The sequence below is a fragment of the Serratia sp. CY38905 genome (genome assembly GCF_052168875.1).
Lineage (GTDB): Bacteria > Pseudomonadota > Gammaproteobacteria > Enterobacterales > Enterobacteriaceae > Serratia > Serratia sarumanii.
Genome location: NZ_JBJNLV010000013.1, coordinates 12,623 through 37,017, shown reverse-complemented (window position 1 = coordinate 37,017; position 24,395 = coordinate 12,623). Strand labels below are relative to the sequence as shown.

At 61.6% G+C, this 24,395-nt stretch carries 25 protein-coding genes and 1 other RNA gene; 8 read left to right on the top strand and 18 right to left on the bottom strand.

Annotated features, from left to right (window positions below; translation table 11 throughout):
• Positions 1-54: 54 nt before the first annotated feature.
• Entirely contained in the window at positions 55-918 is an 864-nt protein-coding gene (gene rsmI, locus ACJ8MK_RS21420) for a 16S rRNA (cytidine(1402)-2'-O)-methyltransferase (RefSeq protein WP_004937108.1), read from the top strand.
• Between the two features lie 41 nt (positions 919-959).
• Positions 960-1,337: RNase P RNA component class A (rnpB, locus tag ACJ8MK_RS21415), an RNA gene on the top strand.
• A gap of 57 nt (positions 1,338-1,394) precedes the next feature.
• On the opposite strand, the gene ACJ8MK_RS21410 is transcribed toward rnpB, so the two are convergent.
• Positions 1,395-2,096 (bottom strand): pirin family protein, encoded by a 702-nt coding sequence (locus tag ACJ8MK_RS21410; RefSeq protein WP_442518048.1) that lies wholly within the window; start codon positions 2,094-2,096, stop codon positions 1,395-1,397.
• 107 nt (positions 2,097-2,203) lie between these two features.
• On the opposite strand from ACJ8MK_RS21410, the gene ACJ8MK_RS21405 reads away from it, so the two are divergent.
• Positions 2,204-3,100 (top strand): LysR family transcriptional regulator, encoded by an 897-nt coding sequence (locus ACJ8MK_RS21405; RefSeq protein ID WP_004937113.1) that lies wholly within the window; start codon positions 2,204-2,206, stop codon positions 3,098-3,100.
• 50 nt (positions 3,101-3,150) lie between these two features.
• Here ACJ8MK_RS21405 and ACJ8MK_RS21400 read toward each other — a convergent pair whose 3' ends face one another.
• The 11 genes from ACJ8MK_RS21400 to ACJ8MK_RS21350 form a co-directional block, all read right to left on the bottom strand.
• On the bottom strand, positions 3,151-4,137 hold the full coding sequence (locus tag ACJ8MK_RS21400) for a glutathione S-transferase family protein (RefSeq protein WP_442518047.1): 987 nt from the start codon (positions 4,135-4,137) through the stop codon (positions 3,151-3,153).
• Positions 4,138-4,207: 70 nt separating this feature from the next.
• On the bottom strand, positions 4,208-4,603 hold the full coding sequence (locus ACJ8MK_RS21395) for a DoxX family protein (protein WP_004937119.1): 396 nt from the start codon (positions 4,601-4,603) through the stop codon (positions 4,208-4,210).
• A 294-nt stretch (positions 4,604-4,897) separates the two neighbouring features.
• On the bottom strand, positions 4,898-5,185 hold the full coding sequence (locus ACJ8MK_RS21390; RefSeq protein ID WP_004937121.1) for a YqjK-like family protein: 288 nt from the start codon (positions 5,183-5,185) through the stop codon (positions 4,898-4,900).
• The gene (locus ACJ8MK_RS21385; RefSeq protein ID WP_033636106.1) at positions 5,182-5,583 is read right to left on the bottom strand and encodes a phage holin family protein; all 402 of its coding nucleotides are present in this window, start codon (positions 5,581-5,583) and stop codon (positions 5,182-5,184) included. Before ACJ8MK_RS21385 ends, ACJ8MK_RS21390 begins: the two co-directional genes overlap by 4 nt.
• A 2-nt stretch (positions 5,584-5,585) precedes the next feature.
• Positions 5,586-5,891: a DUF883 family protein gene (locus ACJ8MK_RS21380; RefSeq protein ID WP_004937125.1), complete on the bottom strand. Its 306-nt coding sequence runs from the start codon at positions 5,889-5,891 to the stop codon at positions 5,586-5,588.
• A 164-nt stretch (positions 5,892-6,055) separates the two neighbouring features.
• Positions 6,056-6,427 carry a DUF1090 domain-containing protein gene (locus ACJ8MK_RS21375; RefSeq protein WP_033636105.1) on the bottom strand — a complete coding sequence of 124 codons (372 nt, stop codon included), beginning with the start codon at positions 6,425-6,427 and terminating at the stop codon, positions 6,056-6,058.
• A 241-nt stretch (positions 6,428-6,668) separates the two neighbouring features.
• Entirely contained in the window at positions 6,669-7,043 is a 375-nt protein-coding gene (gene mzrA / locus ACJ8MK_RS21370) for an EnvZ/OmpR regulon moderator MzrA (protein WP_004937130.1), read from the bottom strand.
• Positions 7,040-7,720, bottom strand: a complete 681-nt coding sequence (locus ACJ8MK_RS21365) for a DedA family protein (protein WP_033636104.1) — start codon at positions 7,718-7,720, stop codon at positions 7,040-7,042. The genes mzrA and ACJ8MK_RS21365 overlap by 4 nt, the downstream gene beginning before the upstream one ends.
• Before the next feature lie 135 nt (positions 7,721-7,855).
• On the bottom strand, positions 7,856-8,302 hold the full coding sequence (locus tag ACJ8MK_RS21360; protein ID WP_033636103.1) for a hypothetical protein: 447 nt from the start codon (positions 8,300-8,302) through the stop codon (positions 7,856-7,858).
• A gap of 186 nt (positions 8,303-8,488) precedes the next feature.
• Positions 8,489-9,265, bottom strand: coding sequence for a transcriptional regulator ExuR (gene exuR / locus ACJ8MK_RS21355; RefSeq protein ID WP_033636102.1), 777 nt, complete (start codon positions 9,263-9,265; stop codon positions 8,489-8,491).
• Positions 9,266-9,384: 119 nt separating this feature from the next.
• Positions 9,385-10,683: an MFS transporter gene (locus ACJ8MK_RS21350; protein WP_033636101.1), complete on the bottom strand. Its 1,299-nt coding sequence runs from the start codon at positions 10,681-10,683 to the stop codon at positions 9,385-9,387.
• Positions 10,684-10,760: 77 nt separating this feature from the next.
• On the opposite strand from ACJ8MK_RS21350, the gene ACJ8MK_RS21345 reads away from it, so the two are divergent.
• Genes ACJ8MK_RS21345 through ACJ8MK_RS21335 form a run of 3 tightly spaced genes read left to right on the top strand, consistent with a single transcriptional unit; the run spans position 10,761 to position 13,904 of the window.
• Entirely contained in the window at positions 10,761-10,928 is a 168-nt protein-coding gene (locus tag ACJ8MK_RS21345; RefSeq protein ID WP_165791047.1) for a hypothetical protein, read from the top strand.
• A 55-nt stretch (positions 10,929-10,983) separates the two neighbouring features.
• The gene (gene uxaC, locus ACJ8MK_RS21340) at positions 10,984-12,396 is read left to right on the top strand and encodes a glucuronate isomerase (protein ID WP_103774259.1); all 1,413 of its coding nucleotides are present in this window, start codon (positions 10,984-10,986) and stop codon (positions 12,394-12,396) included.
• Positions 12,397-12,416: 20 nt separating this feature from the next.
• A complete protein-coding gene (locus tag ACJ8MK_RS21335; protein ID WP_060424570.1) occupies positions 12,417-13,904 on the top strand; it encodes a UxaA family hydrolase in 1,488 nt (495 codons plus the stop codon).
• Positions 13,905-13,957: 53 nt separating this feature from the next.
• Here the strand turns inward: ACJ8MK_RS21335 and sstT are convergent, their stop codons facing one another.
• From sstT to ACJ8MK_RS21310, 5 genes are all read right to left on the bottom strand, one after another.
• Positions 13,958-15,193 carry a serine/threonine transporter SstT gene (gene sstT, locus ACJ8MK_RS21330; protein WP_103774260.1) on the bottom strand — a complete coding sequence of 412 codons (1,236 nt, stop codon included), beginning with the start codon at positions 15,191-15,193 and terminating at the stop codon, positions 13,958-13,960.
• Between the two features lie 256 nt (positions 15,194-15,449).
• Positions 15,450-16,424, bottom strand: a complete 975-nt coding sequence (locus tag ACJ8MK_RS21325; protein ID WP_033649013.1) for a TerC family protein — start codon at positions 16,422-16,424, stop codon at positions 15,450-15,452.
• A gap of 252 nt (positions 16,425-16,676) precedes the next feature.
• Positions 16,677-17,408, bottom strand: a complete 732-nt coding sequence (locus ACJ8MK_RS21320; protein ID WP_174157995.1) for a glutamine amidotransferase — start codon at positions 17,406-17,408, stop codon at positions 16,677-16,679.
• 1 nt (position 17,409) lies between these two features.
• The gene (locus ACJ8MK_RS21315; protein ID WP_033636095.1) at positions 17,410-18,390 is read right to left on the bottom strand and encodes a Gfo/Idh/MocA family protein; all 981 of its coding nucleotides are present in this window, start codon (positions 18,388-18,390) and stop codon (positions 17,410-17,412) included.
• Between the two features lie 50 nt (positions 18,391-18,440).
• Positions 18,441-18,947 (bottom strand): M48 metallopeptidase family protein, encoded by a 507-nt coding sequence (locus ACJ8MK_RS21310; protein ID WP_442518046.1) that lies wholly within the window; start codon positions 18,945-18,947, stop codon positions 18,441-18,443.
• 149 nt (positions 18,948-19,096) lie between these two features.
• On the opposite strand from ACJ8MK_RS21310, the gene rlmG reads away from it, so the two are divergent.
• Entirely contained in the window at positions 19,097-20,236 is a 1,140-nt protein-coding gene (gene rlmG, locus ACJ8MK_RS21305; protein WP_033636091.1) for a 23S rRNA (guanine(1835)-N(2))-methyltransferase RlmG, read from the top strand.
• A gap of 195 nt (positions 20,237-20,431) precedes the next feature.
• Here rlmG and ACJ8MK_RS21300 read toward each other — a convergent pair whose 3' ends face one another.
• Positions 20,432-22,453 (bottom strand): oxidoreductase, encoded by a 2,022-nt coding sequence (locus tag ACJ8MK_RS21300; RefSeq protein ID WP_033636090.1) that lies wholly within the window; start codon positions 22,451-22,453, stop codon positions 20,432-20,434.
• Positions 22,454-22,760: 307 nt separating this feature from the next.
• Between ACJ8MK_RS21300 and ACJ8MK_RS21295 the strand changes: the two genes are divergently transcribed.
• On the top strand, positions 22,761-24,380 hold the full coding sequence (locus tag ACJ8MK_RS21295; RefSeq protein ID WP_442518045.1) for an ABC-F family ATP-binding cassette domain-containing protein: 1,620 nt from the start codon (positions 22,761-22,763) through the stop codon (positions 24,378-24,380).
• Positions 24,381-24,395 lie beyond the last annotated feature (15 nt).

Here is a 24,395-nt window from a genome sequence, read left to right as displayed (position 1 = left end):
CAGTGATGTTTTTTTCAAGATGCTCAATATTAAATCGGCAACCCGGATGAAACAATGAATCAACACCAACAATCAGTCATTTCTGCATCAACGCTGTATGTGGTGCCCACCCCAATCGGCAATCTGGGCGATATCACCCACCGCGCGTTAGAGGTACTGAAAAGCGTTGATCTGATCGCGGCGGAAGACACGCGCCATACCGGATTGCTGCTGCAACACTTCGCGATCAACGCGCGTCTGTTCGCGCTGCATGACCACAACGAACAGCAAAAGGCCGATCAGCTGCTGGCGAAACTGCAGGAGGGCCAGAGCATCGCGCTGGTGTCCGACGCCGGCACGCCGCTGATCAACGATCCCGGTTATCACCTGGTGCGCCGCTGCCGCGAGGCCGGCATTCGCGTGGTGCCGCTGCCGGGTGCCTGCGCCGCCACCACCGCGCTGTGCGCCGCGGGCGTCGCTTCCGACCGTTTCTGCTACGAGGGCTTCCTGCCGGCGAAAACCAAGGGGCGCAAGGATACGCTGATGGCGCTGGCGGAGGAACCGCGCACGCTGATTTTCTACGAGTCCACTCACCGCCTGCTGGAAAGCCTGCAGGACATGGTCACCGTCTGGGGGCCGCAGCGCTATGTGGTGCTGGCGCGCGAGCTGACCAAAACCTGGGAATCTATCCACGGCGCGCCGGTGGGCGAGCTGCTGGCGTGGGTGCAGGAAGATGAAGTGCGCCGCCGCGGCGAGATGGTGCTGATCGTCGAAGGCCACAAGGCGCAGGAGGATGCGCTGCCGCTTGAGGCGCTGCGCACGCTGGCGCTGCTGCAAAAAGAGCTGCCGCTGAAAAAGGCGGCGGCGCTGGCGGCGGAAATCCACGGCGTGAAGAAAAATGCGCTGTATAAGCACGCGCTGGAGCAACAACAGCCGTAAAGCGGTTGACCTGCCGCCGCCGCGACGCTACTATCCGCGCCGGAGTTGACCAGACAGTCGCCGCTTCATTGCCGTCCTCTTCGGGGAGACAGATGGAGGGGAGGAAAGTCCGGGCTCCATAGGGCAGGGTGCCAGGTAACGCCTGGGAGGCGCAAGCCTACGACTAGTGCAACAGAGAGCAAACCGCCGATGGCCCGCGCAAGCGGGATCAGGTAAGGGTGAAAGGGTGCGGTAAGAGCGCACCGCGCGGCTGGCAACAGTTCGTGGCACGGTAAACTCCACCCGGAGCAAGGCCAAATAGGGGTTCACATGGTACGGCCCGTACTGAACCCGGGTAGGCTGCTTGAGCCAGTGAGCGATTGCTGGCCTAGAGGAATGACTGTCCACGACAGAACCCGGCTTACCGGTCAACTCCCTCGACAAAAGAAAACCCCGCGCAACGCCAGTTGCGCGGGGTTTTTCGTTTTCCGGCCGGCTTACACCGGCAGATCAATCAGCAGTGCGCGCAGCGGCGTCTCGGCGCGGATCGTCAGGCGATTTTCCTCACGAACGAAGGCGCCGTCGCCGCAGGTCAGGCGTTGTTCTTCGTGGCGCTCGCCGGTGGCGGCGATGGTGCCGTGAATCGACTGCAAATAGGCGCGCGGCCCGTTAATCGTCAGCGTTTGTTCTTCGCCCGGCTGTAGATCGAGATGGTGGATCGAAACCTGCTGGCGCAGCTGCAGGCTGCCCTGCGCGCCGTCCGGCGAGGCCAGCAGCAGGTTGCCCGCCGCCGGCAGCGTCAGGCGCTGCACCCGCTCGTTGTTGCGTTCCGGGCAGGCGTCCAGCCACAGCTGCAGGCGAGTCAGCGGCGTATCGCTGCTGACGTTCTGTTCGCTGTAGCTCAGGCTCGGCTGGGTGGCCAGCAGCAGCGCTTCACCGGCTTTGGCGCGCGCGGTGTTGCCGTCGCTGTCGCGGTATTCCGCCTCGCCCTGCAGGATCAGGTTCAGGATATCCACGCTGGGATAGGTGCGCGGCTGGAACGACGCGCCCGGCGCCAGCACCTCCTGATTCAGCACCCGCAGCGACGCGTAGCCCATCAGTTTGGGATCGAAGTAGTGACCAAAGGAAAAGGTGTAGCGAGCCTGCAGCCAACCAAAGTCAGCTTGCCCGCATTGTTGTGCTGTTCTGCATGTGATCATGGCAATCGGCTCTCTAAATTCATTATCCAAATGGTAAGCATCTGGACGTCGGATTGTTAGCCAGTTAATCTGGTCGGCATATTCAAATTTCCTGACAGAGGGATGTGATGGCCAGAGATCGGGCGCTCACGCTTGAGGCGCTGAGAGTGATGGACGCGATCGACCGGCGCGGCAGCTTCGCCGCGGCCGCCGACGAATTGGGCCGGGTGCCGTCGGCGCTCAGCTACACCATGCAAAAATTGGAAGAAGAATTGGACGTGGTGCTGTTCGACCGTTCGGGCCACCGCACCAAGTTCACCAACGTGGGGCGCATGTTGCTGGAGCGCGGGCGGGTGCTGCTGGAAGCGGCCGACAAGCTGACCACCGACGCCGAAGCGCTGGCGCGCGGTTGGGAAACCCACCTGACCATCGTCAGCGAAGCGCTGTCGCCGCCGAGCCTGCTGTTTCCGCTGGTGGACAAGCTGGCGCTGAAGGCCAACACCCAGGTGTCGATTTTCACCGAGGTGCTGGCGGGCGCCTGGGAACGGCTGGAGCAGGGGCGCGCCGACATCGTGATCGCGCCGGACATGCACTTCCGCGCGTCGTCGGAGATCAACACCCGCAAACTGTACAAGGTGATGAGCGTTTACGTCGCCGCGCCGGATCATCCTATCCACCAGGAGCCGGAGCCGCTGTCCGAGGTGACCCGCGTGAAATACCGCGGCATCGCGGTGGCGGATACCGCCCGCGAGCGTCCGGTGTTGACCGTGCAGCTGCTGGATAAGCAGCAGCGTCTGACGGTGAGCACCATCGAAGACAAGCGTCTGGCGCTGCTGGCCGGGTTAGGGGTGGCGACCATGCCATATCCGATGGTGGAGAAAGATATCGAAGCCGGGCGGCTGCGCGTGGTGGGGCCGGAATACAGCCGCGAAGCCGATATCATCATGGCCTGGCGGCGCGACAGCATGGGGGAGGCGAAGGCCTGGTTCCTGCGCGAAATTCCGCGCCTGTTCGCACAGCGTTAACGCCGGTTGGATGACATCCCCTTGCCGGGCGGCAAGGGGATTTTTTTGCCTTAGCCGAAGCGCTGGTCGCGGCCGTGCGGCTCGTCCAGATCCTGCGCCGGCCCGATGGAAATGATGCCGTGCGGGTTGATGGTGGCGTGGCTGCGGTAGTAGTGGTTGCGAATGTGCGGCAGGCTGACCGTCTCGGCGATGCCCGGCATCTGGTAGATGTCGCGCAGGAAACCGTACAGGTTCAGGTAGTCGCTGATGCGGTGTTTGTCGCACTTGAAGTGGGTGACGTACACCGGATCGAAGCGCACCAGCGTGGTCCACAGACGCAGATCGGCTTCGGTCAGCCGATCGCCGGTCAGGTAGCGGTGCTGCCCCAGGATCTGCTCCAGGCGTTCGAGCGCGCTGAAGACCCCGCTGACCGCGTCGTCATACGCTTCCTGGCTGGTGGCGAAACCGGTCTTGTACACGCCGTTGTTCACTTGATCGTAAATCCAACCGTTCAGCTCATCGATTTTGCCGCGCAGATCGGCCGGGTAGTAATCGCCCGCGCGGGCGCCCACGCCGTCAAACGCGCTGTTGAACATGCGGATGATATCGGCGGATTCGTTGCTGACGATGGTTTGCTGCTGTTTATCCCACAGCACCGGCACGGTTACGCGCCCGCTGTAGTGCGGATCGGCACGCAGGTAGATCTGGTACAAGAAGTCGGCGTGATACAGCGGATCGCCGGTGGTTTCAGGAAAATCCTGGCCGAAGGTCCAGCCGTTTTCCAGCATCAGCGGGTGCACCACCGAGACCGGAATGATCTGCTCCAGCCCTTTCAGTTTGCGCATCAGCAGCGTGCGGTGCGCCCAGGGGCAGGCGAGAGAAACGTACAGGTGATAACGGCCCGCTTCGGCCTGGAAGCCGCCCGCGCCGTGTTCGCCCGGCTGACCGTCGGCGGTCACCCAATTGCGAAACTGAGCGGTTGAACGTTTGAAACGGCCGCCGGTAGATTTCGTGTCATACCAGATGTCTTGCCAAACGCCATCGACGAGTTGTCCCATGGGAATCTCCTTGGTGTCCGAGTGAAAAGCGACAGGGCCCGGCATGCCGGGCCCTGAATGACAGTTTAGATTACCATTTCTTGTTCAGAAGACGGTCGATGCTAAAGCCGCCAGGGCCTGCGACCGCCAACACGATGAAGCCGCCGGCGATGGTCAGGTTTTTCATGAACATCAGCTGGTTTACGCCTTCCGCAAAGTCAGTGTGGAACAGCAGCGCGGTCAGAATGGTGAAACCGGCAGTGAACAGCGCCACGGTACGGGTCAGGAAGCCGAACAGGATCGCCAGACCGCCGCCAAATTCCAGCAGGATGGTCAGTGGCAGCAAGAAGCCAGGCACGCCCATCGATTGCATGTACTGTTGGGTACCGGCATAAGCGTCACCCATTTTGCCGTAGCCTGCCACGATAAACAGGATTGGCATCAGAATACGAGCAACCAACAAACCTGTATCTTCTAATTTTTTCATCATCTACTCCAACGTGTTTTTGTGTGCCTGTTCGGCGGTAGTCATATCAACGGGCGGCGTAGCGGGTCTCTTACCCTGTCCGCTCCGTCTCGAATTGATGGAGTGAATGTTAAGCGGGAAGTGCTCAGGTTGTTAGCAAGTAAAACTGTCGTAATTTTTCAAAAAATCTGAATCTTTAGCGTGCTAATAAACTGACGCTTGTCAGCAGGTTGCCCGGCCCTCGGGATAAGCAGCGCTGTTTTAGGGGGGAAACGAGGGCGGAGCAACAGGATGTTTGAAGGAAAATCGCGGGGCTTACTTGGCGGAGAAGGTCTTTTTAAACAGGCGGATAGCGCTCCAGGCGCCGAAAGCGCGGCGCGACCAGCGGATCATCTTGCTGGGGTGGCGGATGCCGTACAGCGCCATGACGCTGGAACCGAGCACCAGATAGCGGCGCAGGCCAAACACCGTCTGCCAGCCGCGGTCGATGCGTTCGGTCTTTTCCAGCCATAAAGACTTGTGTTCGGCCAGATCCAGACGCTGTTGCTGGATCTGGCGAATCAGCCTCTCTTTTTTCCATTCCAGATAGCGGCGGCGGCTCATGGCTCGCGCTCCAGTTCGGCACGATCGAGTTCCAGCTGCTTGCGCGTGGCGCCGAGCAGCGTGGTGCGACGGGCCTTGACCAGCGTCCAAATGGTGCCGACCACGGCCAGGAACAGCAGCACGCCGGTCGTGGCACCCAGCGCCATCAGCCGATAGACCGGATCGATGGCCCAGAAGATCAGGATCAGCAGGCTCATCAAACCGAAGGCGGTAAACAGCAGCGTCATACCGGCCATGATCAGCAGCTGAATGAGGTTGGCTTTCTCCTCTTCCAGCTCGACCACCGCCAGCCGGACACGGGTTTCCACCATGCCGACCAGGATCGTGATGATGCGCTGACCGATATCCAGGACCCCTTTAGCGGGGCCCTGCGCGCGCACTTGCGGTTGTTCAGCCATGATTAACGACGCGCGAGCAGCACGCCCAACACCACGCCGACCGCCGCGCCGATGCCGATGCCGGTCCACGGGTTGTCGCGCACATAGTCGTCGGCCTGGCCGGCGATCTGCTTGGTTTGCGAAGCCAGCTTGTCACCGGCGTCGCTCAGGCGAGCGCGGGTCTCTTTCAGCGCGCCTTCCGCCTTCGAGCGCAGCTTCTCCAGCTCGGCTTTCGGCTTGTCGGTAGAGGAGTTCAGCACTTCCTCCAGCGTATCGGCTAAGGACTTCAGTTCAGCGCGTAAGTTTTCTGCATTTGAATCATGTGCCATGTGATTATTCCTTAACGTTTATTTCGACAGACTTTTAACATAGCGGATTTTTTCGCCGGAGCAAAGGGGTGATTGCCAGCAGATAACACCAGGCATCAATCCAATATGCTTAATAAATCCCGTGTGATGGGGCTCTCATCGATAAATCCGCTGGTACAAAAAAATTATTCCGCCTGAGCGCGTTTCAGCTCAGCCTGCGCTTCCGCCAGCTTCTGCTGCTTCTTGGCGACCTTGTCCAGCTTGCCGGTTTGCTGCGCTTCTTTCAGCTCCTGCCGGCGTTCGTCGACCTTGCGCTGTTTCTCCGCGATATTTTTCTGGCGTTCGGCCTGCAGGCCGGCTTCGGTACAGTGAGTCTGCACTTCGCTCAGCGCTTTTTTCAGCCCGTCCACGCGGTGGGTGTTGCCGTGCTGGGTGGCATAGTCGATTTGCTGCTGGATGTCTTGCGCTTTGGCGGCGCAGCCGCCCTCAGCGGCCGAAGCGAGGGCCGGCAGCGTGCAGAGTGGCAACAGCAGTAACAGTGAATGGCGTAATTTCATCTTTCAGTTCCTTTTCATGGGATGCCTGAACAGGCACCCGCTTTCCTGACTGCCGAAGGCGGCAGCGCGAGAGGAGGGCGTTCATCGCCGGCTGAAGTTACCCTTCAGCATAGTCATGAAACCGGCGCGCCCCCAAAGAATCAGCCGTGACTCGGTGCTGACTGATTAATTCTTGAGCTAATCGGTGCGAATGAAAATGAAAATAATGCAATGAAAGGAAACCCCTTCATATGAAGGGGGATTATCCCAGATTGAGTGGGGAACGCGCAAATTCGCGTACCCAATGCGACGGCACGGGGGACTCGCTCAACGCGATGTGGTAACCGGGCGGCAAAATGGTTTGCAGCGCTTCGCGCGCCAGCAATTGCTGCTCCGGCGAATCCAGACGGATGACCAGGCCATCGCCTTCCGGCGTGATGCTTTTGATGCGGATGCCGCGCTCATCCAGGCGCTGGTAGACGTAAAAACCGTCGGGCAGCGACAGCCCTTGCTGGCTGGCGCGAATGCGCAGCTCGCTCTCGGTGCGCACCATGCAGGGCACCAACAGCGTCGCCAACGCCAGCAGGGCGAGCGCGATCATCAGGACGTATTGCCAGCGCGGGCGCTTTGCTGTCACGCCCCTTTCCCCGGGTTCTGGCCGCTGGCGCGCTTCTTGCGCCACAGCACGATCAACGAGCCGATCAACCCGACCACCAACAATACCAGCGGCAACATCATCAGGCAGAACATCAGCTGATCTTCATACTTGCGGAACACCGGGGTTTTGCCCAGCGCGAAGCCCAGCGTCGTCAGGATCAAGACCCACAGCAGGCCGCTCATCCAGTTGAAGAACTGGAAGCGCGCGTTGCTCAGGCCGGACAGGCCGGCGATGGTCGGCAGCAGGGTGCGCACGAAGGCCAGGAAGCGGCCGACCAGCAGGGCGGAAAGCCCGTGGCGGTGGAACAGGTTGTGAGCGCGTTGATGGTAGTGGGCCGGCAGGTGCGAAAGCCAGCCTTGCACCGTTCGCGTATTGCCGAGCCACCGGCCCTGTATGTAGCTGACCCAGCATCCCAGGCTGGCGGCGACGGTCAGGATGACGATGGTCAGCGGGAAGCCCATGGTGCCTTTGGCGATCAGCACGCCGACCAGGATCAGCAGGCTGTCACCCGGCAGGAAAGCGGCCGGCAGCAGGCCGTTTTCCAAAAACAGAATCATGAACAGCAGGATGTAGAGGGTCCACACCAACGAAGGGTTCGCCAGCGTCTCAAAATCCTGCTGCCACAGGGCATGTATCAGTTCTTTAATGATGTCCATCCGGTGTTCCTAAAACGTCATTGTTTATTTTTATCTCAGCGGCGGAACGGGCGTGGGCTGAAAGCGCGCGGCGATCCTGAATGCTGATAACGATGAAACGGCGTTGCTTTAAGGTTTTTAGCGGTGCGACACCGGTCATAGGTGATAAGTCAGCGTGCCACGGTACTGCATGTTACTTTCTTTCCAGCCGGCCTGCCGACTCTGTTGCCTGGAGGCGTCCAGCATCCAGTCGACCTGGGCAAGCCGGTTGGGAGCCGGAGTGTCCTGGCGGGGGAAGCGAATTCGGTAGCCCGGCTCTGCGGCCAAGGTATAGACCGGCGCCGGCAGGGAGGATGCGAGCAGCGAACCGGGGAAAGAGTGCGCTCTGGGCAGCAGCAGCGGCAACTTGCCGGGGGCTTTGCGGCGCGCTTCGGCCGGTGCCCGATACACATGATCATAGGGGGAAAGCGCCGGCTCCGCCAGCAGCGGCAGGCTGCTCAGCGCGCTGGGGGTTGGCTTGGGTGACGCCACGCATAGCTGTTGGCCGGAGACCGAACCGGTCCAGCAAAAAACAGCAATCAGCATGGCAAACAACCAGCGCATTTATTCGCGTCCCGCCCCCGCAGCAATGGGTAAAAAAGTGGGCTAACTCTACCAAAATAGCACGATTGGCAACAGGGAAATCTACGTTGCCGACGGTGAAATAGTACACGGCAAACGGCGGTTCCGGCATCGATTCAGCGGATTTTACATTACCTGACATAAGCCGACGGTTTTTGACCGCCGTGGCTATTTCGGTTCGTGGCTCACGCCATCCAGATGCACCACCGGATTCTCGGCGAACAGATAGCGGTCGGCATTGTATTCGAAATCGTCGCTGGTGGCGTTGAACAGCATCTGCTTGGTGTTTTCCAGGTGCTGCCACATCGCCAGTTTGGCGGCGTAAGGATCTTTGCGCATCAGCGCCTTGAGGATTTGATCGTGATCGTCGCACCAGCTGGCGATCGAACGTTCGTCGATATGCTCGTGCAGTTTCTTCCAGTAAGGGTTGTTGACCCGCTGCACCCACATTTTTTCCACGATGGTGGCCATGGCGGTGTTCTGGGTGGCCAGCGCCACCTGCACGTGGAACTTCAGATCCCACTGCGAGTCGCGAAAGCGATCCTCTTTGCGGGCGTGCTCCTGGATCTCCATTAGCTGCACGATATCTTGTTTGGTCACCTGGGTGGCGGCGAATTCAGCGATGTTGCTTTCGATCAGCTGGCGCGCCTGCAGCAGCTCAAACGGGCCGGCGGTGGCGAACTCGATGCTATCGCCCGGCACCACCAGGTGTTTTTGCTGGTTGGACACCACGTGGATCCCGGATCCCTTGCGCACGTCCACATAGCCTTCCACTTCCAGCATGATGATCGCTTCGCGCACCACGGTGCGGCTGACATTCATCTCTTCGGCGATGTATCGCTCGGCCGGCAGCTTGTCGCCCACCGGGTAGCGGCCGCTTTCGATGCGTTGTTTAAGCTCGGCGGCCAGTTGCTGATACAGGCGTCTGGTTTCAGTGAATTCCATAGTGAATGCTCTATACGGTGCGGTGGGAAGGGGCGCGTGGCCATCGGATTTGTTATACCACTTATTCGGCACCGCTGCCAGAGGAGCAGAAGGCCCGGCGCGGGGGCCGGGCGGCGGGATCAGCTGCGCGCCGGAGACGGCTGCAGCGCGGCCGGTTGCGCTTCGGCGGCCGGGCGGTTTTGCAGCACCGTCCAGATGACGATGGCGCCGAGAATATCGAAGACCGACAGCGCGGCGAACAGCGGGCTGAAGCCGAGAGTGTCCGCCAGGGCGCCGACCACCAGCGCGAACAGCGTGCTGGCGGTCCAGGCTGCCATGCCGGTCAGGCCGTTGGCGGTCGCCACCTCATTGCGGCCGAACACGTCGGAAGAGAGGGTGATCAGCGCGCCGGACAGCGCCTGATGTGCGAAGCCGCCGACGCATAACAGCGCAATAGCCGCGTAAGGGCTGGTGAACAGGCCAATCATGCCGGGGCCGATCATCAACACCGCCCCCATCGTCACCACCAGCTTGCGCGAGACGATCAGATTGACCTTGAAATACTTCTGGAACAGCGGCGGCAGGTAGCCGCCGACGATGCAGCCGAGATCGGCGAACAGCATCGGCATCCAGGCGAACATGGCGATCTCTTTCAGGTTAAAACCGTAGGCCTTGAACATGAACAGCGGGATCCAGGCGTTGAAGGTGCCCCAGGCCGGCTCCGCCAGAAAGCGCGGCAGCGCGATGCCCCAGAACTGGCGGTTGCGCACGATCTGCCAGGCGGACATTTTTTTTGCGTTAGAGGTCTGGTGCTGCGCCTCCTGGCCTTCGAGGATGTAACGGCGTTCTTCCTGGCTCAGTTTCTTCTGATCTTTTGGGTGTTTGTAGAACAGCAGCCAGCAGATGGCCCAGATCAGGCTCAGCACGCCGGTGATGATGAACGCCATCTCCCAGCTGTGCGCCACGATGGCCCACACCACCAGCGGCGGGGCGATCATGCCGCCGATCGACGAACCGACGTTGAAATAGCCGACGGCGATCGAACGCTCTTTGGCCGGAAACCACTCGCTGCTGGCCTTCAGCCCGGCGGGGATCATCGCCGCCTCGGCCATGCCGACCGCGCCGCGCGCCAGCGCCAGGCCGCCCCAGCTGTTGGCCAGCGCGGTGCCCATGCAGAACAGCGCCCACAGAATGGCGAACATGGCGTAGCCGACCTTGGTGCCCAGCACGTCCAGCACATAGCCCGCCACCGGCTGCATCACGGTGTAGCAGGCGGAGTAGGCAGCGACGATGTAGGAATACTGCTGGGTGGTGATGTGCAGCGTATCTTCCAGCGTCGGCGCCGCCACGGCGATGGCGTTGCGGGTCAGGTAACCCAGCACGGTGCCGACGGTCACCAGCCCGATCATGTACCAGCGTAACCCTTTAATTTTACGCATCCGAAATGTCTCCCCGTTTGAAGGTATGGCCGACGATGCGGCTGGCGAGACAATAACCTGTCATACAGGTTTAAAAGTTGAGTGATATCACAAAAGGAATTATTCGCCTGAGCGATACTGTCGCCGATGAAATAGCGCATTTATGGCGCAAGTTTGCCGTAAAAACGAGCAGAAAAGGGGTTGAGGGACAGCAAAACGGCAGGCGTCGAGAAAAATATGCTGGACGCTCATTGGAATTGGTGTGATAACTTTTGTGATTCGATCCCCATGCCGCACGGCAAGTAAGGTAAGGAGCCCGAGATGGCGACGTTTTTGAGCGAAGATTTCCTGCTGGACAGCGAATTTGCCCGGCGTTTGTATCATGACTACGCGGCGGACCAGCCGATTTTCGATTATCACTGCCATTTGCCGCCGCAGCAGATCGCGGAGAATACCCGCTTCAGCAACCTGTACGATATCTGGCTGCGGGGCGATCACTATAAATGGCGGGCGATGCGCACCAACGGCGTGGCGGAGCGGCTGTGCACCGGCGATGCGGGCGATCGCGAGAAATTCGACGCCTGGGCCGCCACGGTGCCGCACACCATCGGCAATCCGCTCTATCACTGGACGCATCTGGAGCTGCGCCGGCCGTTCGGCATCACCGGAACGCTGCTGTCGCCGGCCACGGCGGATGAGATCTGGCAGCGCGGCAATGCGCTGCTGGCGCAGGATGAGTTTCGCGCGCGCGGCATCATGCGGCAGATGAACGTGAAAATGGTCGGCACCACCGACGATCCGATCGACGATCTGCGCCATCATCGGGCGATCGCCGACGATCACAGCTTCGATATCAAGGTGTTGCCGAGCTGGCGGCCGGACAAGGCCTTCGCCATCGATGCGCCTGGCTTCAACGACTATCTGCGGCAGCTGGAGGCGGCGGCGGACACCGCCATCGGCCGCTTCAGCGCGCTGTGCGACGCGCTGTACAAGCGCATGGATCACTTCGCCGCCCACGGTTGCAAGGTGGCCGATCATGCGCTGGACGTGGTGGTGTTCGGCGAGGCCGACGAAGCGGCGCTGGATGCGATCCTGCTGCGCCGCCTGAACGGCGAGCTGCCGACCCCGGAACAGAACGCCCAGTTCAAAAGCGCAGTGCTGCTGTTCCTGGCCGGCGAATACCGGCGCCGCGGCTGGGTGCAGCAGTACCATATCGGCGCGCTGCGCAATAACAACAGCCGCATGCTGGCCGCCGTCGGGCCGGATACCGGCTTCGACTCGATCAACGATCGGCCGCTGGCGGAGCCGCTGTCGCGGCTGCTGGATGCCCAGGCGCGGCAGGGCGGCCTGCCGAAAACCATTCTCTATTGCCTCAACCCGCGCGATAACGAAGTGATCGGCACCATGATCGGTAATTTCCAGGGGGAAGGCACGCCGGGCAAGATGCAGTTCGGCTCTGGCTGGTGGTTCAACGATCAGAAGGACGGCATGCAGCGCCAAATGACGCAGCTGGCGCAGCTCGGGTTGCTGAGCCGCTTCGTCGGCATGCTGACCGACAGCCGCAGCTTCCTGTCGTATACGCGGCATGAATACTTCCGCCGCATTCTTTGCCAGCTGATCGGCCGCTGGGTGACGGACGGCGAAGCGCCGGCGGATCTCGCGCTGCTGGGCGAGATGGTGAAAAACATCTGTTTCGACAACGCCAAAAACTATTTCGCCATTGAACTGGCGTAGCCGTTATCCGGGACCGGTTTATGCAAAGTACGATAAAGATTCACGAGCAGGATAACGTGGCGGTGGCGCTGCGCGATCTGGCCGCCGGAGAAACGGTTGAGCTGGACGGGGAGCGCGTTCAACTGGCGCAGCCGGTGGCGCGCGGGCACAAGTTTGCGCTCGGCCCGATCGCAAAGGGCGAGGACATCATCAAATATGGCCAGCCGATCGGCCACGCGCTCGCGGCCATCGGGCCCGGGGAACATATTCATTCGCAAAACGCCAAAACCAACCTGAGCGATCTGGACAGCTACCGTTACCAGCCGCAGTTTCCGGCGTTGCCGCCGCAGGCGGCGGATCGCGAGGTGCAGCTGTACCGCCGGGCCGGCGGCGACGTGGGGATCCGCAACGAACTGTGGATCGTGCCGACCGTCGGCTGCGTCAACGGCATCGCCCGCCAGATCCAGCAGCGCTTTTTGCAGCAAACGCAGGCGGAGGGGATCGACGGCGTGCATCTGTTCAGCCATCCGTTCGGTTGCTCGCAGCTGGGACAGGATCATGCCAACACCCGCATCATGCTGCAAAACATGGCGCGCCATCCCAACGCCGGCGCGGTGCTGGTGATCGGGCTGGGGTGCGAGAACAATCAAGTGGAGGCCTTTCGCGCCACGCTGGGGATGGCGGACGAGCGGCGGCTGCGCTTTATGGTGTGCCAACAGCAGGACGACGAGGTGGAGGCCGGGCTGGGGCTGCTGCACGAGCTATACCGTGAGATGCGCCACGATCGCCGCGAGCCGGGCCGCCTGAGCGAGCTGAAGTTCGGCCTGGAGTGCGGCGGTTCGGACGGACTGTCGGGCATTACCGCCAACCCGCTGTTGGGACGGTTTTCCGATTATGTGATCGCCAATGGCGGCACCACGGTGCTGACCGAAGTGCCGGAGATGTTCGGCGCCGAGCGCATCCTGATGAGCCGCTGCCGCGATGGGGAGACTTTCGACAAAACCGTCGACATGATCAACGATTTCAAACGCTATTTCATCGCCCATCAACAGCCGATTTATGAGAACCCGTCGCCGGGCAACAAGGCCGGCGGCATTACCACGCTGGAAGAGAAATCGCTCGGCTGCACCCAAAAAGCGGGCCTGAGCCAGGTGGTGGACGTGCTGAAATACGGCGAGCGGCTGCGCGTGCCGGGGTTGAATCTGCTCAGCGCGCCGGGCAACGACGCGGTGGCGACCAGCGCGCTGGCCGGCGCCGGCTGCCATATGGTGCTGTTCAGCACCGGGCGCGGCACGCCATACGGCGGCTTTGTGCCGACGGTGAAGCTGGCCACCAACAGCGAGCTGGCGGCGAAGAAACCGCACTGGATCGATTTCGACGCCGGCGGTCTGGTTCACGGGGTGGCGATGGAGACCTTGCTCGGCCGCTTCGTCGATCTGATCGTCGAGATCGCCAACGGCCGTCCGGCGCGCAATGAAGCCAACGATTTCCGCGAGCTGGCGATCTTTAAAAGCGGAGTGACGCTGTAAGGCTGACAAAAAAGGCGCTCGAAAGAGCGCCTTTGCAATGCAGCCAGGTGGGATTAACGCACCTTCAGCGGGTCTTCGTTCGCCAGCCGCTGGTCTTCCGCCTGGCAGGCCGCGGCGGTGAACAGCACGTCGGTGGAGGAGTTGAGGGCGGTTTCCGCCGAATCCTGCAGCACGCCGATGATAAAGCCGACCGCAACCACCTGCATCGCCACGTCGTTCGGAATGCCGAACATGTTGCACGCCAGCGGGATCAGCAGCAGCGAGCCGCCGGCCACGCCGGACGCGCCGCAGGCGCAGAGGGCGGCCACCACGCTCAGCAGCAGGGCGGTCGGAACGTCCACCGCGATGCCCAGCGTGTTTACCGCCGCCAGCGTCAGTACGGTGATGGTGATCGCCGCGCCGGCCATATTGATGGTTGCGCCCAACGGGATGGAAACCGAGTAGGTGTCCTCATTCAGGTTCAGCTTCTTGCACAGCTCCATGTTCACCGGGATGTTGGCGGCCGAGCTGCGGGTGAAGAAGGCGGTTACGCCGCTCTCGCGCAGGCAGGCGAACACCAGCGGATACGGATTGCGGCGGATTTTCCAGTAAACGATCAGCGGGTTGAGCACCAGCGCCACCAGCAGCATGCAGCCGATTAACACCATCAGCAATTGGGCGTAGCCCCACAGCGCGCCGAAACCGGTTTCCGCCAGCGTGGAAGCCACCAGGCCGAAGATGCCGAGCGGCGCACAGCGGATCACCGCGCGCACCACCAGCGTGACCGCATGGGACATGTCGTTGATCAGCCCCTTGGTGGTTTCGGAAGCGTGGCGCAGCGCCAGCCCCAGCCCGACGGCCCACGCCAGAATACCGATGTAGTTGGCGTTAATCAGCGCATGGAACGGGTTGGCCACCACGCTCATCAGCAGGCCCTTCATCACCTCCACAATGCCGCCCGGCGGGGTAATGTCCGTCGCGCCGGTACTCAGCGCCAGCATGGAAGGGAAGATAAAGCTGACGACGACCGCCACCAGCGCCGCGGCGAAGGTGCCCAACAGGTAGAGGAACAGGATCGGGCGAATGTTGGTCTTCTGCCCCTGTTTATGGTTGGCGATCGAGGCCATCACCAGCACCAGCACCAGCACCGGCGCCACCGCCTTCAGCGCGCCGACGAACAGGGAACCGAGCAGGCCAACGGCGGAGGCCGCCGCCGGCGAAACCAGCGCCAACAGAATGCCGGCCACCAGGCCGACCATGATTTGTTTGACCAGGCTACCCTGCGTGATCTTTTGTAGTAGTTTTTGCATAGTGCTTTCTTCCTGATGTTATCTGGCCGCCGCGGCGGGAACGACGCCGGGTGGCTTTATATGATTCTGTAACTAAGTGTGTTTGCCGAATCAGTATTCAGCAATCGAATGATGTTGGAAAGAGGCGAAGGTGAAATTCTAAGCGCGGATCAACACTTGATAACATACTGGTTACATTTGTGTGATCGCAATAACGTTTGGCGTTTTGGGGGAATTGCCAAACAATCACGGGGCGACTAGCGCCCCGGATAACAGATTATGGTTGTTTATTCGCCAGGCGATCGTTGCGACGGTTGACCCAGGCGTTAATCAGCAAGGTGAGCGTCAGGATGCCCGCCACCACGCCCAGCGATACGCCGATCGGGATGTGGAAGAAGTCGATAATCAGCATCTTGATGCCGATAAACACCAGGATCACCGAGAGGCCGTATTTCAGCATCGAGAAACGCTCCGCCACGTTGGCCAGCAGGAAGTACATGGCCCGCAGGCCCATGATGGCGAACAGGTTGGAGGTCAGGACGATGAACGGGTCAGTGGTCACGGCGAAGATCGCCGGAATGCTGTCCACCGCGAAGATCACGTCGCTCAGCTCTACCAGGATCAGCACCAGCACCAGCGGGGTGGCGAACAGGATGCCGTTGCGGCGCACGAAGAAGCGCTCGCCTTCCAGGTTGTCGGTCATGCGCAGGTGGCTGCGCAGCCATTTCACCAGCGGCTTGTCGCCGATCGCCGAGTCATCTTCCTTCGCCAGCGCCATTTTGATACCGGTGAACAGCAGGAAGGCGCCGAACAGATACAGCAGCCACTGGAATTGGCTGACCAGCCAGCTGCCGGCGAAGATCATGATGGTACGCAGCACGATCGCCCCCAGCACGCCGTAGATCAGCACCCGCCGCTGCAGGTTGGCCGGCACGGCGAAGTAGCTGAACAGCATCAGCCAGACGAACACGTTATCCACCGCCAGCGCTTTTTCGATCAGGTAGCCGGTAAGGAAGGCCAGCGCCTGGGTATCGGCGACGGCGCGCCCGGCGGTTTCATTCAGGTAGTACCAGAAACCGAAATTGAACAGCAGGGAGAGGCTGACCCACACCAGCGACCAGCTGGCGGCCTGCTTCATAGACATGGTGTGCGCGCCTTTACGGCCTTGCAACAGGAGATCGATTGCGAGCATCACGACTATGACGGCGGCGAAGCTGCCCCATAACCACGGTGTGCCAACGGAATTCATCATCAGAGGTATCCTTCAAAAACAAAAACGGCCAACGTCGGAAGACGCCAGCCGCTCTGTGAACGCTGCAAGCAAACCTCGCCTTCCGGCAAGGTCTCACTTACAACGTTGATGAAGGTGGTTACACCTTTGACATCAGGTTGCCCGGTAACCGGATGCTTGCGCATCGTAATGACGATTGACCGGCAATGAAGTTACTCCCCTTTGCAGAGCAGAAAGTAATGCAAAATGTGTCGGCGGTCAACGTGAATCGCGTTAGCCGGCCATCGCTTTTTGCGCGCCGAGGCTGACGACGAATCCCTGCAGCAGCAGGCGGCTGAACGGCGTGTCGCTAACCTGTTGTTGTTGCTGTTGATAGCGGGCTTGCTGCTCGGGATGCAGTTCGCCGAGCCACTGCAGATACTGGCTCATCACCGCGCCGTTGAATTCCGGGTGGAACTGGGTGGTCAGAGCGTGATCGCCATAGCGCAGGATCTGGTGCGCGTCCTGCTGCGAACGCGCCAGCGTCTGCGCGCCGGCGGGCGGCGTCAGCACGCTCTGCGAGTGGATAAGATTGGCCTTGAATCGCGGTGGCAGCAGGGTGAGCCGCCGATCGTCGGCCGCGGCGGGCAGCAGTGCGATCTCCAGCGTGCCGACCTCCATGCCCTGCGGGTGATAGCCCACTTCGCCGCCGAGCGCGTAGGCCAACAGCTGGTGGCCGTAGCAGACGCCGAACAGCGGCAGTTTGATCGCCATCGCCTGACGCAGCCATTCGGCGGCCTCCTCGCTCCACGGCAGCCGTTCGGTCACCATCGCCGGCGAGCCGGTGATGACCACGCCGCAATAGGCGGCCGGCGGCAACGGCCGGTCGCCGGCGGGCAGATGCACGATGTGCGCGCGTTCGGCGTCGATGTTGCCCTGTTGCAGGAACATGCCTTCAAAGTTGGCCAATTCCTGACGAATGGCCTGCGGCGCGTCGCCGGTTTGCATCACGAGCAGCCGTTTCATCTCATTCTCCGTCGGCGGGGAAAACGACGCCGGTCTGGCGGCGTATGTCGGTCAGCAGGCGGGCGACGATCAGCGAATTTTCCAGCCCTGGATGTTCCACCTGACGCTGTTCAACCAGCTCGGCGAAGGCCAGCGCTTCATACAACATGGTGTTGATGTGCTGCGTCTGGCTCAGGTCCTGCCGGTTGCCGCCGCGCGGCGTCAGCGCCACGCCCTGGCACTCGGAAATCTTGTCGATAATCAGCGTGCCTTCTTCCCCCTGGATCTCGCTGGGGAGTGCCGAGTCGCTGACCTTGGAATGGGAAAGCGTGACGTCGAAATCACCGTAGTTCAGGCAGACGGTGCCGTGGGCGTCCACGCCGGTATCGAGCAGCGTGGCGCTGGCCAGCACCGACTGCGGCGCGCCGAACAGCGCCACCGCGCTGGCCAGACAGTAGTAGCCGATGTCCATGATCGAGCCGTTGGAAAACTGCGGGTTAAAGGTGTTGGGATTCTCGCCGGCGAGGTAGCGCGGGTAGCGCGAAGAGTATTGGCAATAGTTGATAAAGGCTTTGCGCAGCCGGCCGACCTTCGGCAATGCCTGTTGCAGCGCCAGGAAATTCGGCAGATAGGCACTTTTGAACGCCTCGAACAGCACCACCTGGTTTTCCCGCGCGCAGGCGACCAGCTGTTCCGCTTCGCGCTGGTTGGAGGCCAGCGGTTTTTCGCAGATCACGTGCTTTTTATGGCGCAGGAACAGCAGCGATTGCGGGCAGTGCAGGGAGTTGGGGCTGGCGATATACACCGCGTCTATGGCGTCAGACTGCGCCATCGCCTCGAGCGAGTCGAAAAACTGCGTGACCTGATAGTTGGCGCCAAATGCCTGCGCCTGTTCCAGCGAGCGTGAATACACGGCGCTCAGCTTGAGTTTGCCGCTTTCATGGGCGGCATCGATAAAACGTTCCGTAATCCAGTTGGTGCCGACGACGGCAAAGCGAATCATGGCGAGCTCCGGTCCAGGCCTAAAACCGCAGATTATCACGCCCTCACTCGCTATGCATACAGCTCGCCGAACAGCGAAAGGTGCGTCAGATACAGCCGGGTATCGAACTCCAGCTGGTGGTAATCCGGCTCCATATGGCAGCACAGGCTGTAGAATGCCTTGTTGTGATCTTTCTCTTTCAGGTGCGCCAGCTCATGCACCACGATCATGCGCAAAAAGGGTTCGGGCGCGACCTTGAACACCGTCGCCACGCGGATTTCCGCCTTGGCCTTCAGTTTGCCGCCCTGCACGCGCGAGATGGCGGTGTGCAGGCCAAGCGCGTGCTTCATGACGTGGATCTTGCTGTCGTAGGCCAACTTGCTCAGCGGCTGGGCGTTGCGCAGATACTGGTTTTTCAGATCGACGGTAAACTGATACAGCGACTTGTCGGTGGTGCAGCCGTGCACCTGCGGGTAGCGCTGCAGCAGCACGTCTCCCAGCCGATTCTGATGGATCAGTTGCTGCACCTGGCTTTGCAGATGCGTTGGGTAGCCTTGCAGGTAGGTCAATTCAGACATTCTTGTTCCGTATCAACGGCCATTCAGTCGGTCATTCTATGCTGTTTTTTCGCTCAAATCCTGGCATACGCAATTTATCCGAAAAAACATTTTACTGACGGGCGTTTTTAGGGGATAAACAGCCCAAATTTTATCAGTCAGGAGGGGCAATGAGCCAACTCGATCTGGGAACACAGCAACTTGAGCTGGAGCGTTATCCCCAACAGGAAGAATCCACCCAACTGCAGGCGTGGGAAGCGGCGGACGAATATCTGCTGCAACAGCTTGAAAACGTAGATATCGGCGGCCGCCCGGTGCTGATTTTCAACGATAACTTCGGCACCCTGGCCTGTGCGTTGCACGCGCATCGCCCTTACAGCGTCAGCGACTCCTACATGAGCCAGCTGGCGACGCGCCACAACCTCAAGCTCAATGGGCTGGATCCCGAGCAGGTTACGCTGCTGGACAGCCTGGCCGAGCTGCCGGCGGCGCCGGCGGTGGTGTTGATTCGCGTGCCAAAGGCGCTGGCGCTGCTGGAGCAGCAGCTGCGCGCGCTGCGCCACGTCGTGACCGAAGACACGCTGATCGTCGCCGGCGCCAAGGCGCGCGACGTGCACACCTCGACGATGCAGCTGTTTGAAAAGGTGCTGGGCCCGACGCGCACCAGCCTGGCGTGGAAGAAAGCGCGCCTGATCTTCTGCCAGGCGGCGGACATCGTCCCGCCGGCGGCGGCGGAAACCACCGACTGGCCGCTGGACGGCACCGATTGGCTTATCCATAACCACGCCAACGTCTTCTCGCGCGGCAGCCTGGATATCGGCGCGCGCCTGTTTATGGAACATCTGCCACGTGGCCTGAACGGCCATATCGTCGATCTGGGCTGCGGCAACGGCGTGATTGGCCTGACGGCGCTGGCGCAAAACCCGGAAGCGCAGGTGACCTTCGTCGATGAATCTTACATGGCGGTGGCCTCCAGCGAACTGAACGTGGAGCACAACCTGCCGCAAGAGCTGGATCGTTGCCAGTTTGAGGTGAACAACGCGCTGGCGGGCATCGAGCGCGAAAGCGTGCAGGCGGTGCTGTGTAACCCGCCGTTCCACCAGCAGCACGCCATTACCGATCACACCGCCTGGCAGATGTTCTGCGACGCCAAGCGCTGTCTGCAGGTGGGCGGCGAATTGCGCATCGTCGGCAACCGCCACCTCGACTATCACCAGAAGCTCAAGCGTCTGTTCGGCAACTGCACGCTGGTGGCCTCGAACAAGAAGTTCGTGATCTTGAGAGCGGTGAAATCCGGCGCGCGTCGCTGAGCGTGATGACCAAGGGGCGCTGTGCGCCCCTCATGCTGTTGACAAAGGGGGAAAAAAGCGTGGTTTTTCCCCCCTTTGTGGTTATCAGCCGAAAATCAATAAATTGATTTTCCTTGTTTTCTATTCGCTGCTCTCTGCCACCCGGCATGGGGATGAGGTTTGTCATCAATGTCAGGGGCGCTGTGCGCCCCTTTTTTACAGCGCCATCGCCAGCCGCGTCCCCTGATCGATCGCGCGGCGGGCGTCCAGCTCGGCGGCCACGTCGGCGCCGCCGATCAGATGCACGGTTTTCCCCATCGCCAGCAGCGGCTGCTGCAGCTCGCGGCGCGGTTCCTGCCCGGCGCAAATGACCACCGTGTCCACCGGCAGGCAGCTGTCCTGCTCGGCGCGGGTGATGTGCAGCCCTTCGTCGTCGATCAGCCGATAGCTGACGCTGTTGAGCATCTTCACGCCGCGCATCGCCAGGCTGGCGCGATGGATCCAACCGGTGGTTTTCCCCAGGCCTTCGCCCACCTTGCTGGTTTTGCGCTGCAACAGGTAGATTTGCCGCGCGGCGCGCGGTGCCTGTGGCCCTTGCGCCGCCAGCCCGCCGCGCTGCTCAAGGCGGCCGTCGATGCCCCATTCGCGGTTGAATTCCGCCTGATCCAGGCTGCTGGACACGCCGTGCTGGCTGAGGTACTCGGCGGTGTCGAAGCCGATGCCGCCGGCGCCGACGATCGCCACCCGCTGGCCGACCGGTTTTTTATCGCGCAGCACGTCCAGATAGCTCAGCACCTTGGCGTGGCCGATGCCGGGGATGTCCGGGGTGCGCGGCACGATGCCGCAGGCGAGGATCACTTCGTCGAATTCGCTTAAATCCGCCGCCTCGACCTTGACGCCCAGCCTGACCGTCACTTCACGCAGCGCCAGCTGGCGGCGGAAGTAACGCAGGGTTTCATGGAATTCTTCCTTGCCGGGGATCTGCTTGGCGATGTTGAACTGGCCGCCGATCTGCTCGGCGGCGTCGAACAGCGTCACCTGATGGCCTCGGCTGGCGGCGGTGGTGGCGAAGGCCAGCCCGGCGGGGCCGGCGCCGATCACCGCCAGTTTTTTCGGTTTCTCCGCCATTGTCAGCGGCATTTCGGTTTCGCGGCAGGCGCGCGGGTTGACCAGGCAGGAAGTCAGCTTGCCTTCAAAAATCTGGTCGAGACAGGCCTGGTTGCAGCCGATGCAGGTATTGATCTCGTCGGCGCGCCCCTCGGCGGCTTTCTGCACAAAGGCGGCGTCGGCGAGGAACGGACGCGCCATCGATACCATGTCGGCGCAGCCTTCCGCCAGCACCTGCTCGGCCACCGCCGGATCGTTGATGCGGTTGGTGGTGATCAGCGGGATGCCGACCTTGCCCATCAGCTTGCGGGTCACCCAGCTGAACCCGGCGCGCGGCACCATGGTGGCGATAGTCGGAATACGCGCTTCGTGCCAGCCGATGCCGGTATTGATGATCGTGGCGCCCGCCTGTTCAACCGCCAGCGCCAGCTGTTCGATCTCCTGCCAACTGGAGCCGTCTTCTACCAGATCGAGCATCGACAGCCGGTAGATCAGAATGAACTCCGCGCCCACCGCCTGGCGCACCGCCCTGACGGTCTCGACCGCGAAGCGCATACGGTTGGTGAAGCTGCCGCCCCATTGGTCGTCGCGCTGATTGGTGCGCGTCGTCAAGAATTGGTTGATCAGATAGCCTTCGGATCCCATCACTTCCACGCCGTCGTAGCCGGCCTGCTGCGCCAGCGCCGCGCAGCGGGCGAAGTCGGCGATGGTCTGCTCGATCTCCGCTTCGCTGAGCGCGCTCGGCGTAAACGGGTTGATCGGCGCCTGCAGGGCAGAAGGGGCGACCAGCTTGGGTTGATAGCTGTAGCGGCCGGTGTGCAGGATCTGCAGCGCAATTTTGCCGCCCGCCCTGTGGACGGCTTCGGTCACCGGGCGGTGGTGAGGCAATTGCTCCTCGCTGTTGAGGATCGAACCGCCGCGAAAAACCACGCCCTGTTCGTTCGGGGCGATGCCGCCGGTGACGATCAGCGCCACGCCGGCGGCGGCGCGCTCGGCATAGAACGCGGCCAGGCGCTGCGGGCCGTCGGGCAGCTCTTCCAGGCCGGTATGCATCGATCCCATCAGCACCCGGTTTTTCAGGGTAGTGAAGCCGAGATCCAGCGGCGCCAGCAGGTGAGGGTAATTGCTCATTGCACTCTCCATCGGGTGAAATCGGGGCCCGTTGTTATAATTATGTGAACACAAGTGGTCGGATGAGATAAATCTAGCCGTTGTCGCGCCTCTTGGGAATCTGCGTTGCGCCGAATGTGATAGACGTCATGAATCTCAGACACTGTTTGCATAACGAACAAAAGATCGGTTAACCTTTGCGCGTTGCAAATTCCTTCTCTCTGCGGAGCCATAACCGAAAATGAACAACCACACCTGTTGATATCTGGTCCCACGCCGTGCGCTCCCGCGCCCTGTGGGGATGTTTTGATCTCATTCAGGAGTGCTTATGGCTCATTTTGCGCAGTCCCCTTATTTCGTTTTACATCAACTGACCTGCCAATTTGCTGACGGCGAAACGCTGTTCGGCCCGCTGGATCTCGCTTTCGATCGGCAGCGCTGCGGCCTGGTAGGGCGCAACGGCGTCGGCAAAACCCAGCTGCTGCGCCTGATCGCCGGGCTGGATCGGCCGGGCAACGGGCACGTCGAATCCCATGCCGCATTGGCTTACGTTGCGCAGCAGCCGGAGATCGCGGCCGACACCACGCTGGCGCAGCTGCTGGGCTACGGCGAGGTGTTCGCCGCGCTGGCGCGCATCGAGCAGGGGCGGCCGTTGGCGGACGACATCGATCGTCTGGAAGGGCGCTGGGATCTCAACGATCGCCTGCAAAGCGCCTTCGCCGCCGCCGGGCTGCCGGCCTTCGATCCGTTGCGATCCGCATGCGATTTGAGCGGCGGCGAACGGATGCGCGCGGCGCTGTGCGGCGCTTTTCTGGGGGAGGCGGATTATCTGCTGCTGGACGAACCGACCAACCACCTCGACAGCGCCGGGCGCGCCTGGCTGTATCAGCAGCTGGAGCGGTGGCAGGGCGGGCTGCTGATCGCCAGCCATGATCGGCAACTGCTGGGGCGTATGGAGCGCATCGTCGAACTGACGCCCGGCGCGCTGCGCAGCTACGGCGGCAACTACGACGACTACCGCCGCCAGCGCGACACGGAGCAGCAGGCGGCGCGCGCCGATCTGGAGCATGCGCGCGAGGAGCGCCGCCGTACCCGCGCGCGTCAGCAGAAAGAGCACGACATGAGCCAGCGGCGCTCGGCGCAAACGCTGCGCGTCGTCGATACGCTCAATATCGCCTCTTTCGAGCGGATGGCCTACAAATCGGCGGCGAAGGAGAGCCTCGGCACGCTGCGCAAACAGCATCAGGACCAGCGCGACAGCCTCGATGCGGCGGTGCGCGAGGCCTATCAGCGGGTGGAAGAGGAACAGCCGGTGTTGCTGGCGCTGCCGGGCAGTGATGTGAGCGCGAACAAGCAGGTGCTGGTGCTCGAACAGCTGCAGCTGCCGTTCGTCAGCGCGCCGCCGCTGGATCTGCGGATCGACGGTCCGATGCGCGTGGCGTTGACCGGCCCTAACGGCTGCGGCAAGTCCACCTTGCTGAAGACCGTTCTCGGCCAGCTGGCGCCGCTTGCCGGCCATTGTCATTGCCCGCTGTCGACGGCCTATCTCGATCAAACCCTGTCGCAGCTCGACCCGAGCCTGTCGGTGATGGAGCATCTCGGGCTGCAGGATTCGCCGCTGGTGGAAGGCGCGTTGCGCACCCGGCTGGCGCAGTTGCAGCTTGGCGCCGATCGCATCGCGCTGCCGCTGGGTTCGCTGAGCGGTGGCGAACGGCTGAAGGCGGCGCTGGCCTGCGCACTGTGGCGGCCGCAACCGGCGCAGCTGCTGTTGCTGGACGAACCGACCAACCACCTGGATCTGGCGTCGTCGCTGGCGATCGAAACCGCCCTGGCGGATTTCCCCGGCGCGATGCTGGTGGTGTCGCACGACGAAGATTTCCTGCAGGCGCTGCGGCCGACGCACCGTCTGCACCGGCAGGCGGACGGTTGGCGGCTTCAGGCCTGGTAACGCGCGAAGGCGGCC

Coding starts and splice junctions, on each gene's coding strand:
- rsmI (WP_004937108.1), top strand. CDS start 55: ATGAATCAACACCAACAATCAGTCATTTCTGCATCAACGCTGTATGTG.
- ACJ8MK_RS21410 (WP_442518048.1), bottom strand. CDS start 2,096: ATGATCACATGCAGAACAGCACAACAATGCGGGCAAGCTGACTTTGGT.
- ACJ8MK_RS21405 (WP_004937113.1), top strand. CDS start 2,204: ATGGCCAGAGATCGGGCGCTCACGCTTGAGGCGCTGAGAGTGATGGAC.
- ACJ8MK_RS21400 (WP_442518047.1), bottom strand. CDS start 4,137: ATGGGACAACTCGTCGATGGCGTTTGGCAAGACATCTGGTATGACACG.
- ACJ8MK_RS21395 (WP_004937119.1), bottom strand. CDS start 4,603: ATGAAAAAATTAGAAGATACAGGTTTGTTGGTTGCTCGTATTCTGATG.
- ACJ8MK_RS21390 (WP_004937121.1), bottom strand. CDS start 5,185: ATGAGCCGCCGCCGCTATCTGGAATGGAAAAAAGAGAGGCTGATTCGC.
- ACJ8MK_RS21385 (WP_033636106.1), bottom strand. CDS start 5,583: ATGGCTGAACAACCGCAAGTGCGCGCGCAGGGCCCCGCTAAAGGGGTC.
- ACJ8MK_RS21380 (WP_004937125.1), bottom strand. CDS start 5,891: ATGGCACATGATTCAAATGCAGAAAACTTACGCGCTGAACTGAAGTCC.
- ACJ8MK_RS21375 (WP_033636105.1), bottom strand. CDS start 6,427: ATGAAATTACGCCATTCACTGTTACTGCTGTTGCCACTCTGCACGCTG.
- ACJ8MK_RS21365 (WP_033636104.1), bottom strand. CDS start 7,720: ATGGACATCATTAAAGAACTGATACATGCCCTGTGGCAGCAGGATTTT.
- ACJ8MK_RS21360 (WP_033636103.1), bottom strand. CDS start 8,302: ATGCGCTGGTTGTTTGCCATGCTGATTGCTGTTTTTTGCTGGACCGGT.
- exuR (WP_033636102.1), bottom strand. CDS start 9,265: ATGGAATTCACTGAAACCAGACGCCTGTATCAGCAACTGGCCGCCGAG.
- ACJ8MK_RS21350 (WP_033636101.1), bottom strand. CDS start 10,683: ATGCGTAAAATTAAAGGGTTACGCTGGTACATGATCGGGCTGGTGACC.
- uxaC (WP_103774259.1), top strand. CDS start 10,984: ATGGCGACGTTTTTGAGCGAAGATTTCCTGCTGGACAGCGAATTTGCC.
- ACJ8MK_RS21335 (WP_060424570.1), top strand. CDS start 12,417: ATGCAAAGTACGATAAAGATTCACGAGCAGGATAACGTGGCGGTGGCG.
- sstT (WP_103774260.1), bottom strand. CDS start 15,193: ATGCAAAAACTACTACAAAAGATCACGCAGGGTAGCCTGGTCAAACAA.
- ACJ8MK_RS21325 (WP_033649013.1), bottom strand. CDS start 16,424: ATGATGAATTCCGTTGGCACACCGTGGTTATGGGGCAGCTTCGCCGCC.
- ACJ8MK_RS21320 (WP_174157995.1), bottom strand. CDS start 17,408: ATGAAACGGCTGCTCGTGATGCAAACCGGCGACGCGCCGCAGGCCATT.
- ACJ8MK_RS21315 (WP_033636095.1), bottom strand. CDS start 18,390: ATGATTCGCTTTGCCGTCGTCGGCACCAACTGGATTACGGAACGTTTT.
- ACJ8MK_RS21310 (WP_442518046.1), bottom strand. CDS start 18,947: ATGTCTGAATTGACCTACCTGCAAGGCTACCCAACGCATCTGCAAAGC.
- rlmG (WP_033636091.1), top strand. CDS start 19,097: ATGAGCCAACTCGATCTGGGAACACAGCAACTTGAGCTGGAGCGTTAT.
- ACJ8MK_RS21300 (WP_033636090.1), bottom strand. CDS start 22,453: ATGAGCAATTACCCTCACCTGCTGGCGCCGCTGGATCTCGGCTTCACT.
- ACJ8MK_RS21295 (WP_442518045.1), top strand. CDS start 22,761: ATGGCTCATTTTGCGCAGTCCCCTTATTTCGTTTTACATCAACTGACC.